This window comes from Schinkia azotoformans LMG 9581, from assembly GCF_000307855.1.
GTDB lineage: Bacteria > Bacillota > Bacilli > Bacillales > Bacillaceae_J > Schinkia > Schinkia azotoformans.
The window spans coordinates 95,018-112,227 of the sequence record NZ_AJLR01000048.1; the positions used below are offsets into that span (position 1 = coordinate 95,018).

21 protein-coding genes are annotated in these 17,210 nt (G+C 37.0%); 1 reads left to right on the forward strand and 20 read right to left on the reverse strand.

Annotation, left to right across the window (positions count from 1 at the left end; all coding sequences use genetic code 11):
* Nucleotides 1-121: 121 nt before the first annotated feature.
* From BAZO_RS09185 to BAZO_RS09230, 10 genes are all read right to left on the reverse strand, one after another.
* Nucleotides 122-394, reverse strand: a complete 273-nt coding sequence (locus tag BAZO_RS09185; protein WP_003331160.1) for an HU family DNA-binding protein — start codon at nt 392-394, stop codon at nt 122-124.
* A gap of 363 nt (nt 395-757) precedes the next feature.
* The gene (spoIVA, locus tag BAZO_RS09190) at nt 758-2,236 is read right to left on the reverse strand and encodes a stage IV sporulation protein A (protein ID WP_003331161.1); all 1,479 of its coding nucleotides are present in this window, start codon (nt 2,234-2,236) and stop codon (nt 758-760) included.
* Nucleotides 2,237-2,439: 203 nt separating this feature from the next.
* Complete coding sequence (locus BAZO_RS09195; protein ID WP_003331162.1) at nt 2,440-3,168, reverse strand: hypothetical protein; 729 nt, start codon at nt 3,166-3,168, stop codon at nt 2,440-2,442.
* Nucleotides 3,169-3,180: 12 nt separating this feature from the next.
* Nucleotides 3,181-3,381, reverse strand: a complete 201-nt coding sequence (locus BAZO_RS09200; protein ID WP_003331163.1) for a DUF2768 domain-containing protein — start codon at nt 3,379-3,381, stop codon at nt 3,181-3,183.
* A 245-nt stretch (nt 3,382-3,626) separates the two neighbouring features.
* On the reverse strand, nt 3,627-3,893 hold the full coding sequence (locus tag BAZO_RS09205) for a stage VI sporulation protein F (RefSeq protein WP_003331164.1): 267 nt from the start codon (nt 3,891-3,893) through the stop codon (nt 3,627-3,629).
* A gap of 67 nt (nt 3,894-3,960) precedes the next feature.
* A complete protein-coding gene (locus BAZO_RS09210) occupies nt 3,961-4,992 on the reverse strand; it encodes an NAD(P)H-dependent glycerol-3-phosphate dehydrogenase (protein ID WP_003331165.1) in 1,032 nt (343 codons plus the stop codon).
* A gap of 25 nt (nt 4,993-5,017) precedes the next feature.
* Nucleotides 5,018-6,328: a ribosome biogenesis GTPase Der gene (der, locus tag BAZO_RS09215; protein WP_003331166.1), complete on the reverse strand. Its 1,311-nt coding sequence runs from the start codon at nt 6,326-6,328 to the stop codon at nt 5,018-5,020.
* A 165-nt stretch (nt 6,329-6,493) separates the two neighbouring features.
* Nucleotides 6,494-6,679 (reverse strand): capping complex subunit for YIEGIA, encoded by a 186-nt coding sequence (locus BAZO_RS09220; RefSeq protein WP_003331167.1) that lies wholly within the window; start codon nt 6,677-6,679, stop codon nt 6,494-6,496.
* Nucleotides 6,676-7,572 (reverse strand): YIEGIA family protein, encoded by an 897-nt coding sequence (locus tag BAZO_RS09225; protein WP_003331168.1) that lies wholly within the window; start codon nt 7,570-7,572, stop codon nt 6,676-6,678. Before BAZO_RS09225 ends, BAZO_RS09220 begins: the two co-directional genes overlap by 4 nt.
* Nucleotides 7,569-8,171, reverse strand: coding sequence for a YphA family membrane protein (locus tag BAZO_RS09230; RefSeq protein ID WP_003331170.1), 603 nt, complete (start codon nt 8,169-8,171; stop codon nt 7,569-7,571). The genes BAZO_RS09225 and BAZO_RS09230 overlap by 4 nt, the downstream gene beginning before the upstream one ends.
* Before the next feature lie 138 nt (nt 8,172-8,309).
* Here BAZO_RS09230 and BAZO_RS21680 point away from each other — a divergent pair, with 138 nt between their 5' ends.
* Entirely contained in the window at nt 8,310-8,441 is a 132-nt protein-coding gene (locus BAZO_RS21680) for a YpzI family protein (protein WP_003331171.1), read from the forward strand.
* Between the two features lie 45 nt (nt 8,442-8,486).
* Here BAZO_RS21680 and fni read toward each other — a convergent pair whose 3' ends face one another.
* The 10 genes from fni to BAZO_RS09275 form a co-directional block, all read right to left on the reverse strand.
* Nucleotides 8,487-9,545 (reverse strand): type 2 isopentenyl-diphosphate Delta-isomerase, encoded by a 1,059-nt coding sequence (fni, locus tag BAZO_RS09235; RefSeq protein WP_003331172.1) that lies wholly within the window; start codon nt 9,543-9,545, stop codon nt 8,487-8,489.
* A gap of 17 nt (nt 9,546-9,562) precedes the next feature.
* Nucleotides 9,563-10,696: a 30S ribosomal protein S1 gene (gene rpsA, locus BAZO_RS09240; protein WP_003331173.1), complete on the reverse strand. Its 1,134-nt coding sequence runs from the start codon at nt 10,694-10,696 to the stop codon at nt 9,563-9,565.
* 90 nt (nt 10,697-10,786) lie between these two features.
* Nucleotides 10,787-11,386: a lysophospholipid acyltransferase family protein gene (locus BAZO_RS09245; protein WP_003331174.1), complete on the reverse strand. Its 600-nt coding sequence runs from the start codon at nt 11,384-11,386 to the stop codon at nt 10,787-10,789.
* Nucleotides 11,387-11,390: 4 nt separating this feature from the next.
* The gene (gene cmk / locus BAZO_RS09250; RefSeq protein ID WP_003331175.1) at nt 11,391-12,059 is read right to left on the reverse strand and encodes a (d)CMP kinase; all 669 of its coding nucleotides are present in this window, start codon (nt 12,057-12,059) and stop codon (nt 11,391-11,393) included.
* 94 nt (nt 12,060-12,153) lie between these two features.
* On the reverse strand, nt 12,154-12,330 hold the full coding sequence (locus BAZO_RS22565; protein WP_003331176.1) for a YpfB family protein: 177 nt from the start codon (nt 12,328-12,330) through the stop codon (nt 12,154-12,156).
* Between the two features lie 55 nt (nt 12,331-12,385).
* On the reverse strand, nt 12,386-13,042 hold the full coding sequence (locus BAZO_RS09255) for a flagellar brake protein (RefSeq protein ID WP_003331177.1): 657 nt from the start codon (nt 13,040-13,042) through the stop codon (nt 12,386-12,388).
* Between the two features lie 86 nt (nt 13,043-13,128).
* The gene (gene ypeB, locus BAZO_RS09260) at nt 13,129-14,478 is read right to left on the reverse strand and encodes a germination protein YpeB (RefSeq protein ID WP_003331178.1); all 1,350 of its coding nucleotides are present in this window, start codon (nt 14,476-14,478) and stop codon (nt 13,129-13,131) included.
* 18 nt (nt 14,479-14,496) lie between these two features.
* The gene (sleB, locus tag BAZO_RS09265; protein ID WP_003331179.1) at nt 14,497-15,330 is read right to left on the reverse strand and encodes a spore cortex-lytic enzyme; all 834 of its coding nucleotides are present in this window, start codon (nt 15,328-15,330) and stop codon (nt 14,497-14,499) included.
* 112 nt (nt 15,331-15,442) lie between these two features.
* Nucleotides 15,443-16,138 carry a glutamic-type intramembrane protease PrsW gene (gene prsW, locus BAZO_RS09270; RefSeq protein WP_003331181.1) on the reverse strand — a complete coding sequence of 232 codons (696 nt, stop codon included), beginning with the start codon at nt 16,136-16,138 and terminating at the stop codon, nt 15,443-15,445.
* Nucleotides 16,139-16,235: 97 nt separating this feature from the next.
* Complete coding sequence (locus BAZO_RS09275; protein WP_003331182.1) at nt 16,236-17,201, reverse strand: asparaginase; 966 nt, start codon at nt 17,199-17,201, stop codon at nt 16,236-16,238.
* Nucleotides 17,202-17,210: the final 9 nt, after the last annotated feature.

Sequence of the window (17,210 nt, forward strand, 5' to 3'; positions counted from 1 at the left end):
CTTCAGCCGATAGCCCCTCGAGGTCAAATAACCTTCCTCCTCGGGAAGTCTACGACTTCTTCGTCGGAAGAACATTTGCTTGTCGGGGCTGACCAATCGGCTTACGCTTTCCTATGTATAATTACTTAACAGCGTCTTTAAGGGCTTTACCTGGTTTGAAAGCAGGTACTTTACTTGCTGGGATTTCAATTTCATCGCCTGTTTGTGGATTGCGTCCTTTACGTGCTGCACGCTCACGTACTTCAAAGTTACCAAATCCGATTAATTGAACCTTGTCACCTTGTTGTAGTGCGCCCATAATAGCGTCGAAAACAGCATCAACAGCTTTAGTAGCATCTTTCTTTGATAATTCAGTACCTTCAGCTACTGCATTAATTAAATCTGTTTTGTTCATGCTATTCACCTCCTCCCAAATTAAAGGTTTAGGTAATACTTTCTTAAAAATAGATTACCTGAGTTGTAAATTCCATTTCAATAAAGAAAAGAAAACTATCATGACTACTATTATAAATAGTTTTTGATAGAAATAAATAGCTGTTATTACCAATGTTTACAGTATTGCCAGATTCTATACATATTAACAACTATTTATTAACATGCTAATATTAACCGACAATTGAAGATAATTCAATATTTTTCAGTAGTTTTTCATATAATTATGGTAAATTTACGAAATTCACAATACTTATAGTGGGAAAATAATATCATAATGATTATTTATTGGCAATAAAAAAAAGCCAAGTAAATTGGCTTTTTTTTATAGTATTATTGCTATTAGCCCACCGGAACCCTCATTGATAATTCTTTCCAATGTTTCTTTAAGCTTATAGCGTGCATTTTCTGGCATTAATGATAATTTTGCCTGGATCCCTTCTCTAACGATTGAACTTAATGAGCGACCAAAAATATCAGAATTCCAAATAGAAAGCGGATCATCTTCAAAATCTTGCATTAAGTATCGAACAAGTTCCTCACTTTGCTTTTCCGTACCGATGATTGGAGCAAACTCGGACTCAACATCTACCTTCACCATATGAATGGATGGAGCAACTGCCTTTAAACGGACACCAAATCGAGAACCTTGACGTATGATTTCAGGTTCATCCAGGCTCATATCTTGCAAGGAAGGAGCTGCGATACCGTACCCCGTTTGCTTAACCATCTTTAATGCATCAGCAACCTGATCATATTCAGATTTAGCATGCGCAAATTCCTGCATAAGCTGTAAAAGATGGTCTTTACCTCTGATTTCAACACCTACAACCTCTTTTAAGATTTGATCATACAGATCATCCGGAGCATATAAATCAATTTCCGCAATCCCTTGGCCCATTTCAATTCCCGCCAAACTTGCCTGGTCGATAAAATCATATTCCCCGAAATGACCGACAACACGATCAACGTCTCTTAACCGCTTAATATCCTTCACCGTTTCTTTTACAGCCTCTTGATAGCTTTGGCGCAGCCAATGATCCTCTTTCAAAACCATCACCCAGCTAGGCAAATTAACGTTCACTTCCAAGACTGGGAATTCATATAATGTTTCACGCAGAACATTGATTACATCCTGTTCTCGCATGCTCTCAACACTCATCGCCAACACTGGAATATCATACTTTTCATTTAATTCCAGCCGTAAACGCTCTGTTTCCGGATGATGCGGGTGAACCGTATTAATAATCATAATAAACGGTTTACCAACCTCTTTAAGTTCTTCAATAACGCGTTCTTCCGAGTTAATATAATCTGAGCGCGGAATTTCACCAATTGATCCATCTGTAGTGATTACAACACCAAGTGTTGAGTGTTCCTGAATGACCTTTCTTGTTCCAATTTCAGCTGCTTCATGGAATGGAATTGGTTCTTCATACCAAGGTGTATTAATCATCCTTGGGCCGTTCTCATCCTCATAACCCTTTGCACCAGGTACAGTGTAACCCACGCAATCAACTAATCTAATATTAACTTCTAATCCTTCATCAACTGCCACTGCCACAGCTTGATTCGGGACGAATTTTGGTTCAGTTGTCATTATTGTACGGCCTGCAGCACTTTGCGGCAGTTCATCCTGTGCACGAACCTTATCTGCTTCATTTTTGATACTTGGTAAAACTACTAATTCCATGAATTTCTTAATAAAGGTAGACTTCCCAGTTCTAACTGCACCTACGACTCCTAGGTAAATATCGCCGCCTGTGCGTTCTGCAATATCCTTAAAAATATCTACTTTTTCCATTTGAACCCCTCCCGCTCTTTGGTTCTGGGTACCATACTATGTTAGACAGTATTAATGTATGATGTTGTCCCAATTAATTATGACCAAAAATAAATTTTTATGAATTTTTATTTTTATTAAAGAAAGAAGAACTGGATCATCAAAAAAAACCCTGCTCTATAAAAAAGTATTAAATAAGAGCAGGGTTCATGACTAATTTTCTGTTATTCTTTTAAAAAAATTGGGTCATTATCTTTAACTGTGTAGGGCACGGAAAAAGCAGGAACAAAATCATAATTTTCGACCAATAAATAGCGGATATCATCGCCGGTTTTATAATTATGTTTGAATTTTTTTAAGGCATCATACAAATCCGGGCTGTAATCAACCAATATTTCCCCTTTCGTATCTATGAATAAAGATAAATTTTTTCCGCTATAAGGACTTACGACAAATGGCGATGTATTATTGTAACCTAATTTGTCATAATCTAGTGAAAAATAACCTTTTTCCTGATCTAATGGTTCTTTGTAAGGAGGATACCCATTCCTTTCAGCAAAAAATTTAATACGGAGTTTCAGATCACGAATGGCATCCACCATCGTTAAATCTATTAATTTAACAGTTGGATCTGTTTCGACATCAACTAATACATATTGGAAAATTCCGCCGCTTTCAAAGGCACTGCCGGGAGGTTCAGCGATAAAGCGGGGGCTCAGTTTTTTAAAATCAATTAAATATTTTTGAAAAATAGGTGTTTCATTTTCTTTTGTTTTAAGGGGAAGGATACCACCCTCTGCTTCTTGAAACTGATCAACCGCACTTTGGACCATTGCGATTTGGTCTTTATACGGTACTCGATTCTGGGCCAATCTATCTTCCGGATAGAGACAACCGGAAAGGAACGATATCATCACGAATAAACTTGAAAACAATAAAAATTTCTTAAACAACGAAAGTCCTCCTTAATCGGCAACCGGGCCGCTAAATACAACAAAAAAGATGATGAGGCCAGCTAAGATCATTAATATATAAGCAATGACTGCCGTAATCATCTTAAAAATCCCTTTTAACTTGTATCGACTTAAATAAATTAATACAACAGATAAAAACATAAAACCAATTCCGAAAAATGATATGTACATTTTTAACATCCCTGGGGTCATTGTCAATCGCTCCTTTTCAAATCGGAGATATTATATCATACCTTGTCCCACAGGTCCTAGTAGAAAAGTGAAAGCGCTGGGTGCTGGAACTAGACAAAAATTAAAAAAAGCTAAAGCACGGGGTAATGCTTTAGCAATTTATGACTAAAATATTCCTTTAAATCACAGCTCAACAAATGTGATACACTTTATACTATGCAAAATATTGACAGGACGCCTCCTAAAAGTGCCTATCCTGCTTTATTTTATTTTTTATCCGTTATTTCACCAAGATGGCGAAAGTCTAATATTCCATTATGATTAATAATTGAATCTACAATCGAATCTTCAATACCCTCGGACACAGGTACATTCGCAAGAGATGACAGCTGTCTTACAAGATACCGAATGGTTTCCTCATCTTTGAAATTTGCATCCTTTACAGAATCTGCAACAGCTAAAATATCTTCTGATTTTATTTTCGTTTTATTTTCTATTTTTTCGAATAACTCTTTATGAATGAATTCGTCCACTATAGAATCCTCCTTGTCGATAGCACTCAATATACTCTATGCAAGGAGTACAAAATGGGTGTTTGCCCTAATCTTTTTTATAAGTTAGGTAAAAGTCCTCCATTTCGTGGGTTTTACCTCTCCCCATTAATCCTTCGACCGCATCCTTAGGCGGACAGTTATTAAAAAGAATATCGTAAATCGCATTTGTGATCGGCATCTCAATATTTTCCTTCTTTGCGAGTTGATAGGCAGCCTTTGTCGTCCTAACGCCCTCAACGACCATTCCCATATTATTTAAAACCTCATCAAGATTATGTCCTTTTCCAAGCAAATTTCCAGCGCGCCAATTACGACTATGAACGCTTGTACATGTAACTATAAGATCACCAATTCCTGCTAAACCAGCAAATGTCAATGGGTTTGCTCCCATTTTCATTCCGAGGCGGGAAATCTCTGCTAGACCTCGCGTAATTAACGCTGCTTTAGCATTATCACCGAACCCTAATCCATCGGAAATTCCTGCACCAAGGGCAATAATATTCTTTAAAGCCCCACCAATTTCAACGCCAATAATATCAGGGTTTGTGTAAACTCTAAAATGTTGATTAATAAATAAATCTTGAATTTTTTCCGCTGCCTCGATATTAGTTGAGGATGCGGTTACTGTTGTGGGCTGTCTTCTGCTTACTTCCTCCGCATGGGAAGGTCCGGATAAAACGACTACATCCTCTACTAAATGACCAGGGACTTCTTCCAAGATCATTTCTGAAATACGCTTTAATGTATCAGGTTCAATTCCTTTGCTAACATGGCAAATTAAAACCTTACCTGTTAGGAATGAAACTAAGCTTCTTAATACCTCGCGAATTGCTTTTGTTGGAACAGCTAATATAACTGTATCAATATCTTTGATTGCTGCTTCTAAATCAAAATAGCCGGCAATGGAAGTTGGTAGTTCTACATCAGGCAGATATTTTTCGTTCGTATGCCTAGAATTTATTTCATTGATCTGATCCTCCCGATGCCCCCAAAGCCTTACTTCGTGCCCGTTATCAGCAAGAACAATTGCCAATGCTGTCCCCCAGCTTCCAGCACCGATAACAGTACATCTCCCCATATTAATCAACTCCTTTATGCAAAAGTTAATTTCTTGCTCTTGCAATAATTTTTATCGGTGTTCCCGTAAACTCAAACGCCTCACGAATTCTATTTTCTAAGAAACGTGCATAGGAAAAGTGCAATAATTCAGGATCATTAACAAAGATTACAAATGTCGGTGGTTTTACCGCTACTTGGGTAGCATAATAAATTTTTAATCTTGTTCCACGATCAGTCGGTGTAGGATTCATCGCTACGGCATCCATAATCACATCATTCAAAATATTCGTTTGAACACGCATATTATGGCTATCCGAAGCTAAATTGATCATTGGCAACAGCGTATGGATTCGCTTTTTTGTTTTAGCTGATAAGAATACAATCGGAGCATAATCCAAAAATAGGAAATGGTCACGAATATTCTGTTCAAATTCTTTCATCGTTTTCTCATCTTTTTCTACTGCATCCCATTTGTTAACGACAATAACAACGGCACGACCGGCCTCATGGGCATATCCGGCAATTTTCTTATCCTGCTCGATAATTCCTTTTTCACCATCTATAACTACTAAAACAACATCTGATCGCTCAATTGCTTTTAATGCACGTAATACACTGTACTTTTCTAAATTTTCGTAGACCTTCCCCCTTTTTCTCATTCCTGCCGTATCGATGATGACATATTCCTGACCTTCGCGTGTCAGTTTTGTATCGATAGCATCTCTTGTTGTTCCTTCAATATCGCTTACAATTACTCGATCCTCGCCCAAAATAGCATTAACTAATGAGGATTTCCCTACATTCGGCCGTCCAATTAAACAAAATTGAATGACGGAATCGTCATACTCTTCGTCACTGCTTTTCGGAAAATTTTTTACCACTTCATCCAATAAATCACCCAATCCCAAGCCATGGGATCCAGAAATCGGAAATGGTTCACCAAAGCCTAATGAATAAAACTCATAAATTTGATCTTTCATTTCATGATTATCAATTTTGTTAACAGCTAGAACGATTGGTTTTTGAGATCGGAACAAAAGCTTGGCAACCTCTTCATCGGCCGCCGTAATCCCTTCCCGACCATTAACCATAAAAACAATAACATCCGCTTCCTCAATGGCGATTTCAGCCTGCTGTCTCATTTGGACTAATAAAGGCTCGTCCCCCACTTCAATACCGCCTGTATCAATAATATTAAATGTTACATTCAGCCATTCTCCTGAACTATAAATACGGTCTCTCGTTACTCCTGGAACATCCTCTACAATTGAAATTCTTTCCCCAACAATACGATTAAAGATCGTTGACTTGCCAACATTAGGACGACCGACGATTGCTACTACCGGTTTTGCCATATCTATCTTCCTTTCCAATAAATCACTGATTACGTATAAAAACCCTTCTATGTTAAGAAGGGAAAATAATTTTACCGTATTAACTAAATAATACTACCAAATAAACACATTTCAAACAACCTTTTCAAAAGGCGGAATATTCCACCAAGTTTCTGTTCAGTACAGTTAATGTTTTACAATTATATATAGCTCATCTGTTAACCGATGGGCAATTCCATCCAATATTGCTTCCAAGTTAGCTGCAACAAACTCCATTTCCTCATTGGTTTCGCAAGGAAATATAGCTGTTGAACCGGTCGCCTTTTTGGGATTTGTTGTAATAATTGCCAATATATATTTTTCTAAATTCATGATAGTTCCCGTCCCTTCTTATGGGCTTTTGATTCAGTTGGCATTCTGATCGCATTCTCCAATACAGGAACTTGTCCAATTACAGTTATTGCTTTCTCAATATCTTTTTCCTGCGGCAATATAAACACACCGACCCGGCCATCATCGAGGTCTCTTTTGGCAAGTGGAACTAACGCAGGTGTTCCGGAGTCGCGAAACACCCCCAACGCAACAGATACATCGTGCAATATGGCTTGACGTTGCCCAAGATTTGCAATCGTTGATCTTACATTAAAATTTTTTGGTTTTAAGATAAAACCCATCCCATATTTCAATACTTCTTCCTGACGTGCAGGCAAACCAATATTCATAATATAGATATTATCAATATAAAGACCGGCACCATCAAAATGAAGTTCATGGTGTTCAATGTCAACAATCTCATTTAGTTTGTTCCCAGACATTAATTTTTTCGAAATGAATAAGCAAATGACCCCCGCTATAATACCGGCCCACCATCCGACTACGATATAAGCAAGTGTTGTAATAAAGGATGTAAAAATTACAAGATAATTTCGACCTTCAAACGCAACAGCAATCCCCTCAATATACGTCTTCCCCCTTGGTACAAGTTCAAATTCATCAAGCTCAGTTAAGGTATTCCGCTCCATGTTGCGTACTTCACGGAATTGCGAAGCGGCAAGCGTTAAAAATGTAATCGCCGTAAACTCCTCCTCCATAATTGACGGAATAGCTACAGTCCCTAAAGCGGCAGCAATAAAGCCTAACGCAATATGGATCACCTTTCCATGCAGATATGTTGGATATTGGCGGTAGTCTGTTCGTAACATATAAAGCCTTGTAAAAGTTCCAATAATAACACCAAAAAGAATTGGATATGTATACTCGCTCATCGCTGAACCCTCCCTGCTTTTCCTTTATAAATGTTTGCTTCAAATACATGCACAATTTTTTCAAATGAATTCCAAATTAAAATAAAAAGAATATTAAAGGCAAGCGCATCCAAAAAGACAAAATTGCCAATTTCAATTCCGCCGAAAAATTTTGTCAGTATCATTGAATACAATAATTCTCCGTTGCAAATACCCATCAAAGCTACGGCAAGACGATGGTTAGGATCTTTTACCAACATCAAAATCAAATAAAGAATAACAAAAGAGAGCATCCACTTTCGGTCAAATATAAGCCAAACAGGGTCGAATAACTCAAATAAGTGGAAACAAACATAGCCAATCGAAATAATAAGCGAGCAAATAAGATAGTATAATTGCATAAAACCTTTTGTTTTCGCTATAAAAACTAAAGAAAAAAAGAATAGTAGGATAAACGGGGCATGAATGGAATACCCGGTTAGATGATAGGTAATATCGCCACCAATAATCATGAATAATATAAAGAAGCTTAATGTTGTTCTAACCTTGCCCTTTTTCATAAAAAAAGTTGTAATGACCCAGCCAATCCAACTAAACCAATAAAAATATATTCCTTCCACAAAAAATCACCACCACTAACCATTATGACTCAAATGGGAGAATTTCATTCTTTTGCCAATTTTTCAAGTTACCTCAGTATAAAGTTTGTGAAAAGGAAAATATTAATAAAGAATTATACATAGAAAGGAGCAATTAGAATGGGACGAGATCGCCAGGAAAAGAAACTAAGGGAATCTGGTAAAGTTAGTTCAGACAGAGACCAAGAAATCCACAATAAAGGTGCTACAATTCTTGAAAGCCCTGATGCATCAAGAGAATTGAATAAATAAGAAAAGCGAAAATAAAAAAGAAGGATCAGCACGATCCTTCTTTTTTCAACTATTAATTGTACGGTTACTAAATGCCTTTGTTTCAATCCCTCGTTGATGTAACCAATGATGAGTATTTCCACTTATAACAACCGGGGCTTTTTGCAGGTCCTTGATTGTTTTAGCACCAAGCGCCGTCATAATGAATTTCAAATGATGTTCGAGCTGCTCTATTTCTTTAATCAAAGCTTCTTCGCCTTCGGATACTAAAATCTGTAAAAACCTACCAGCAAATGCAGTGGCAGATGCACCTAATGTAATTGATTTAGCGATATCAATAGAATCTCTTAATCCACCAGAGGAAATAATAGAAACTGTTGGTGCCTGTGAGGTTTCTATAATTGAAGCTGCCGTAGTGATCCCCCAATCATTAAAGAAGAGCAATTTTGGGTCACGTCTGTCATTTTCTATTTCAGCGAAATTTGTTCCACCAACGCCACCAACATCTATGATCGAAACACCGATATCAGATAGTTGCCTTGCCGTTTCACGGCTGATGCCAAATCCCACTTCTTTAATGATGATCGGTACATTCAACTCTGTCACGATTCTCTCGATTCTTGTTAATGCACCGCGAAAATTCCGATCTCCTTCTGGCATTGTTAATTCTTGAATGACGTTCAAATGAATTTGAATCGCATCAGCTCTAATCATTTCAATCGCCTTTTTGGCCTGATCAACGCTTGCCTCACTACCAAGATTGGCAATTACAATTCCGTCTGGGTTTTCTTCGCGAACAACGCGATATGAATGTTCTTCATCCCAGTCCTTTAATGCGGCCATCTGTGAGCCAACTGCCATTGCAATATGACATTCTTTGGCTACCATTGCAAGCCGTCGGTTAATCTGAGCCGTTCTCTCACCGCCGCCTCCAGTCATCGCATTGATAAAAATAGGCGAACTTAAATTAAGTTCGCCTATTTTAGTGTTTATCGACACTTCATCAATAGAAAGGTCTGGAATGCTATGGTGAACAAATCGAACGTCGTCTAACCCATTATCGAATTCTCTGTTAAGAGATAAGGCGGAATTAAGGTGCTGTATTTTTCGTTCTGATCTCTTCACGTAACATCACTACTTTACTATTTTAATTTTTTTAATTGGTCGCCTAGTCTATCACCTAAAGAGAAACCAGAGGATTCTTCTGTTGGTTGATAGGCTTTATAATCTTCCTTTGGATCTTCTTCGAGTAATTCTTTGATACTAAGCGAGATTCTTTGATTCTCTTTATTAATATCAAGAATTTTTACTTTTACCTTTTCGCCTTCTTTTAATACTTCGTGTGGAGTTGCAATGTGGCGATTAGAAATTTGTGAAATATGAACAAGCCCTTCAACATTTGGAGCTACCTCAACGAATGCACCAAAGTTAACTAAACGTTTCACTGTTCCCGAGACTTCATCACCTCGTTTGTATTCAATAAGATCCCATGGTCCGGGTAATGTTTCCTTAATAGACAATGAAATTCTTTCATTATCTTTATCAATGGAAAGTACTTTAACTTTTACTTTCTGTCCTTCTGCTACAACATCAGCAGGCTTATCTACATGTTGGTGTGCAAGTTGAGATATATGTACTAATCCATCAATTCCCCCGATATCAACAAAAACCCCAAAATCAGCTAATCTTTGAACCGTACCTTCTAAAACCTGGCCAACTTTTAAAGCATCAATAGTCTGTTGTTTTTGAGACGCAATCTCATCATCAAGAACAGCACGATGTGAAAGAATAACACGATTTTTTTCGCGGTCAATCTCAACGACCTTTAGGCTTATATTTCTTCCTTTATATTCGGAAAAATCCTCTACAAAATGTCTTTCAACTAAGGAAGCTGGAATAAAGCCGCGTACACCAATATCAACGACTAAGCCGCCTTTAACGACATCCTTTACTTCAGCTTCAAAAACTTCCCCAGTTTCAAACTTATTCACAAGCTCATCCCATGCATTTTCTGCATCTACTGCTTTTTTAGACAGGATGATTTCTTCTTCTTCCACTTTTATTACTTTTAATGTTAAATCATCGTTAACCTTTACAACATCGCCAGCTTTCTCGATATGTAAAGAAGATAGCTCACTAATTGGAACAATTCCCTCTACTTTAAAACCAATATCAACTAAGACATGCTTATCTTCAACTTTTGTTACTTTGCCACCAACAGTATCCCCTATGGCAAATGATTTAACTTCCAAATTTTGATTCATTTCTTCTGACATAAAAATACCCTCCTCAATCCACAAACAACAGTCTGCTTTTCAATGTATTTTTTGTGCTTTTTTCTAACTTCTAATAAACGGACCAATTTGTCAAGTAGAATGCCTATCGAGAGTGTTATTTTCAATCAATAGTCCGATCTCTTTCATGATGATATCTGTCGCATCCTGTGCAGATAATTTACCTGCGCGAATTGGTTCAAAATCAATCGGTTTTCCATATACAACCTTCATCTTGTTAAACCGTTTATAAGGACCAATAACAGCACAAGGGACGACAGCAGCATTTGATCTAAGTGCGAAAAAACCAGCCCCAGCAAGACCTGTCCCCAATTCACCTGTCTTGCTTCTTGTTCCTTCCGGAAATAACCCTAGAACGTTTCCTTCCTTCAATAAGGATAGTCCCGCTTTCAGGGCATTTCGATCGCTCATCCCCCGCTTTACTGGAAAAGCTCGGATTCCATGCATGATTGTTTTTATGACAGGCATTCTAAAAAGCTCTTCCTTAGCCATAAAGCTTATATCCCTCGGACATGTAACGCCGACAAGGGGTGGATCATTATTAGATATATGATTGCTGCAGAGCAAAACGCCCCCATCTTTAGGAATATTCTCTGTACCTACTACCTCTATTTTGTATTGCGATTTAAAGTAAATGCTGCAAAGAGCTTTCCCAAACTTATATAGCCACATGGTCTCAACTCCTCTCTTCTATTAACTCAATAATCTTTGCAATGACTTCATCAATTGATAAGGAAGTCGTATCAATCTCTACAGCGTCGATTGCTTTTTGTAAAGGAGCCACTTCTCTCTCTGAATCTAATTTATCTCTAAGAGAAATCTCTTCTTTTAATTTCTCTAAATCTGTTTGAATTCCTTTTTGTAAATTCTCTTCAAACCTTCTTTTAGCCCTTTCTTCCACAGAGGCAACCATAAAAACCTTTACTTCTGCATTGGGTAGGACATGCGTTCCAATATCACGGCCATCCATCACAACGCCGCCTTGACGGCTCAACTGTTGCTGCCTTTCAACGAGTAATTTTCTGACCCCGCTATGCTTAGAAACAATCGATACATGATTGGTTACATCATTTTCGCGTATTTCCTTTGTAACATCTTCACCGTTAACCAATACTTTTCCGCCTTTATCTGCCGGTTCCAGCTCAATCTTCGTCTGCAACAATAGGTCAACAAGTTTCGGACCGTCCTCTAAATCAATCTTTTGTTCGAGAGCTTTATATGTAAGGGCTCGGTACATTGCACCAGTATCTATGTATATGAAAGAACACTTCTCAGCTACACGCTTGGCCACAGTACTCTTTCCTGCCGCAGCGGGACCGTCAATTGCAACATTAATCTTTTTCAAAAAAATCACCCCAAGTTGATGTAGTCGTAATTAAGTATAAGTTAAGTTTATTACTTTGTAATCTAAAACAAAAAAAAGCAGGTAAGCCCTGCTATTATCTATTCATCGTTTCAATTATCTCTGAGTACTGATCTTTCATAACACCCTCATAATAAACAATTTTGTTTAAATAAGGTGCCAGAGTTTCTTTAGAAATCAAATATTGACCAATAATTAAAAATATTAGATGCAGGATCACGAATTTATATATGTATTTTTCAACTGTTTTCATTTCCCAACACCAACCATTTTTTGGTTAGTATTTCACAGTTTACGGGAACTATGCGTTACATTCCTCTTTTTCTTTCACTTAATTGCCGCTCAAAACAATAGCGTATAATTTGTTGAATTTGGGCTTCTTTTAAATCGATAAATTGAATTGGTGCTTTATCTCTCGTGCCCTTAGTTCCATAAATAATTCTAATTATCTTACTATGGGCTTTTATATAATTGTATTCACCATTAGACAAAGGTAGCACCAAATAGCAAAATATTTGCGTTTGCGGTTTAAAATTATGATTTGGAGGTAGGATGATAGCAGCTCCTCCCGCACTTAGATCAACTGTAACGGTTGTAAAAGGCTTAAATTCATCGTTTATCGGATGGACAGCAATATCAACGGTTGCATCAATTCGAACAAACTCTCTTCTTTGTACACGGATCAATTTATCTTGACCTGGATAACTAATGATGATCATCGGAATATTTTCCTTTATTCGGCCGATAATCTCGGATTCAAACATATAGGCAGCATTATCTTTTGCAAAAAAAGAAACTTTAATTTGTGTACCATCTAAAAAAAAGGCTGTTCTTCCTGTTTTTTCACTGACTGGGTAATCGATTAGAAGTTGATGCCCCCTTTTATCAACAATCTTGCATTTGAATTTTTCACGACTATCTGAATATTTAATTTCTATATTTAACGTATCCCCAATATTCAGCATGTTCGTCCCTCCGTATATCCAACACTACTCATTCCATTATTATCTCATGGAACAAAAAAAAGGAAAAGTCTAATCGTGACTTTTCCTTAAACCTGTTCATATATTGGTTCAGCATTCTTTAATTTTTCGACCTTTTCCTCTGAACCATCAATAGCATTAACGTAAATACGATACGTATCATTATTGATGATCCCTAGTATTTCATAGCATAATGCTTCTTTCCCTAAGTCATCATTGATGATCGCTAATCGGTGTTCCATCACTTTTACAGACGGATTCACTTTCCCGCGGGCTTGTTCCAATGATATTTCTGGCTTTGGAATCTTACGCTTATGATGAGCGATTAAATAATCATTGGCCGAAAATCCGATAATATCTCCTTCATCAAGAGCAACCTTTACTCTAATCGAATCTGGATAGACTCTCACGCCATCCTGCACTGCTACAAAGGTAAAGACACCGACATGATCATATTGAGCACTTTCAAAAAGCTGTAAATCTTTAAAGTTTTGATCATTTAAATATTTTTTAGCTTTTTCAGCAGCCTCATTTAAACTAATATTCGATTGACCTATCTCTCGATGGTTTAATACCCAAATGGGATAACCGCCCTTTTTGGTAATATCCATATATATTTCAGAATTTTGTTTTGGACTATTGATCGTAATACTGTAAAAGCCGATATCCGAACCTTCCCCATTTTCTGTAACATTCATATTTACAGGTTCTTCAATTTGCAAAAACTTCCTTGCTTCATTCATTGCCTCTTCTTTTGTTATTTCTTTTCCACTTAAATATTTGAAGCTATTATCGTTTTTTGCATTCATTTGGGTAAATTCAGGACCAAAATTACTCTCTGAATATTCTTCAACATTTTTTTCTACAGTTTTAAAACCATCGATAATTGTATTATCAAGATTTTCCTTTTCCGATGCTAGAGCAAGCTCAACGTCCATCCATCTTAAATTATTTTCAATAACCTGATGCTGTACTTTTCTTAACTCCTGTTGAATTTCAGTTGCATGAGAATATAATTGCTGTAATGTTTTATATTCACCATCTGTTAACGGCTCCTTTCCCAAATCACGAACAGCAGTTCTATAAGAGAAATCACCAATATTAGATAAAAATTCCTCAGTTTTATTAAATGGCATTAACGTTAGCGGCAATTGCCCCACATCCGAATGTGCTTCAGATGTAATTCTCCAAACATCAGCCAATGCCGGTGATAGCTGTGACCTTGAGTTCATCGCTAAAGTTGTCCCAATTTTATCTTGTAATAAATCAATTTGATAAGTTAAATCATGGAATGCCCGTTGATAATTGTTCTCCGCATGAATTAGAATCGCATTTTTTTCCTGGTGTTCTTGATAACCCCAGAATCCTGTACCAACGACTATAATTGCGAAAAATATGATTAATATGACTCGAAGCAAAGACAATCACCTCAATTTTCACATACAGAATATATGTTTTCCAATTTGTTTAACTTGCGGCCTACTCCAAATCCACGCAGAAGTGGCAGTATTAGGATTAAAATAATAAATTGCATTTCCCGTAGGATCCCATCCATTGATGGCGTCAATAACAGCCTTTTTGGCTGTTTCATTTGGTGTCAACCAGATTTGCCCATCCGCCACAGCGGTAAAAGCCCTTGGTTCAAAAATAACTCCCGAAATGGTATTAGGAAAGGAGGGGCTATTGACACGATTCAAAATGACCGCAGCAACAGCAACCTGCCCGACATACGGCTCGCCTCTTGCCTCACCATATACTGCGTTTGCCATTAACTGAATATCATTTTGGGAATATCCATTTGGCATATTAACAGCTGATGGCTTTGACGGAGATGCTTGTTTTTGTGCAGTTTGTTGTTGTTTAGGTTGATCATTTTTTACTTGTTGTTCCTTTGGTGTTCCACCATAGTATGTAAAACTTTTACCTTGATCTACATTTTTTTTAACAAGTGCTTTATCATATTTTGAAGCGTTAACTAGTTTTTGTTTTGTAGCAGCTCCGGCCAAGCCATCGATTGGCATTCCAAATTCAGATTGAAAATTTCGCAATGCCCAGTAAGTCCCCCATCCAAATACACCATCTATTTTCCCATGGTAAAATCCCAAGTATTGAAGCCTAGCCTGCAATTCAATAACATCATCACCAACCGCCCCTATTTGAATGACCTGATTTGAAAAAGCGCTGGCCTTTTCTTCATTTGAAGTAGAGGCAGCAATTCCGACAAGCAGTGTAAGCATAAGCAAATATTTTACTAAATGTTTATAATACATGTTTCCAAGAAACCTCCTTATAGGAATGTTACCTATAAGTATTTTCTGTAGAGATTGACATTTTATGCATGAAAAAACACGACAATTACCAATTATGGCAGATGTCGTGTTTTTATTTGGAAATATTATTTGTTTCTTCGAATAACTGGATCACATTTGATTCATCAAGCTGATTTGCTTCCTTAACCTTTCTTAAAGCATTGATCCAAAGTAAGATCATAAATGGACCGATAATGTATCCCCAATATTCTTTAACCGTTAATAAAATAAAATCGTACGCTCCGTGAAGAAAAACGGGTAGAAATAAAGACAAGGCAATCCACAGTTTCTTTTTTTCGATCGTGGTAAATTTCCCTTTTCCTAAATAAAAACCCATTACAACACCGAATAAAGCGTGACTTGAAACCGGCAAAAGGGCTCTGCCAAAAGCAAATTCGATTCCATTAGCAAATAAATAAAGAATATTTTCAACCGTTGCAAAACCAAGGGATACAGATACCCCATAGACAATTCCATCATAGCGTTCATTAAATTCTGTATGTTGAAACACGGCGAAATAAAGAATAAACCATTTAAAAAATTCTTCTAAAAATCCTGATAATAAAAAGGCATTATTCCAATTGCTTTGTAAAACCCCTTCAGTCGAAAAGGCATATTGAATAAACATAATTGGAAAAACGAGTAAAGCGCCAAATATAAAGGTCCGAAAAACCATACTAATAGGTTCCGCATCAAATTTATCTTTTAAATAAAAATAAGCTAAAAGTGCAAGCCCAGGTGCCACTCCACTTGATATAATAGCTAACATTGGGATAAAATAATCCTTTCTTTATACCATTATTTTTACATCTTTAATGGTAACATGAGACATGGTATAGAGGAAGAACTAAAAAATTTTGGAATTTTCACTTGAAATTTGCTTGCACAATTTTGTCAACTGAGGCTAATAGAACCGCTAATTTTATTCTCGCTTTTTTACTGTCGTAATCTTCTCCTAACAGGACCCCATTTTGCTTTAGATCATAGGCACTTCCTACATATCCATAGGCTGGGTAGACTTTGCCTTCTTCCGCACTTGTCGTAACCATTACAGTAATTTTTGCCGCAATTGCTTTTTTAATCGCATCCATCATATAGGGTGAAACCTGGCCTCTGCCAACCCCTTCCAATACAATTCCTTTGGCACCTGCTTTAATGGCAGCTTCGATGAATACCCCGTCCGCCCCCGAATAGCACTTAATTATATCCACTCTTGGTATTTGTTTTTTAATTTGATAGTTATCTTTTGTTATTGGTTTTTGATAAATACTGACGATATTATTGTCAATGATGCCAAGATAGCCATATCCGAATGATTCAAAGCCTTGAACGTTGGAGGCATGAACTTTTTTAACATATTTTGCTGAATAGATCCGCTCATTAAAGACGACAACAACCCCAACATTTTTTAGTTCTTCATTAACGGCAACATAGATAGAATTTCGAAGATTGGAATATACATCTGTACCTATATCCTGTGGCGCCCTTTGTGACCCTGTAACAACGATAGGTCTCGAATCGTTAATAGTTAAATCAAGAAAGTAGGCAGTCTCTTCCATTGAATCGGTTCCGTGTGTTACAACAATACCACAAACTGTTGGATCGTTTAATTCAGTTAAAATTGCACGACGAACTTTTAACATTTGGCCAAAATCGATATGCATGCTTGGTTTTTGCATAACATCAATAATTTTCACTTCTATATCTTCAGGCAGTTGGCATAGTTCTGCTAATTCTTCGCCGGACATCGCTCCTGAATTTAATAGGCCTTTTGAAATTTCCTTACTTGCAATCGTTCCACCAGTTGTGATTAAGGCAACTTTTTTTTTCAAAATCTTCAC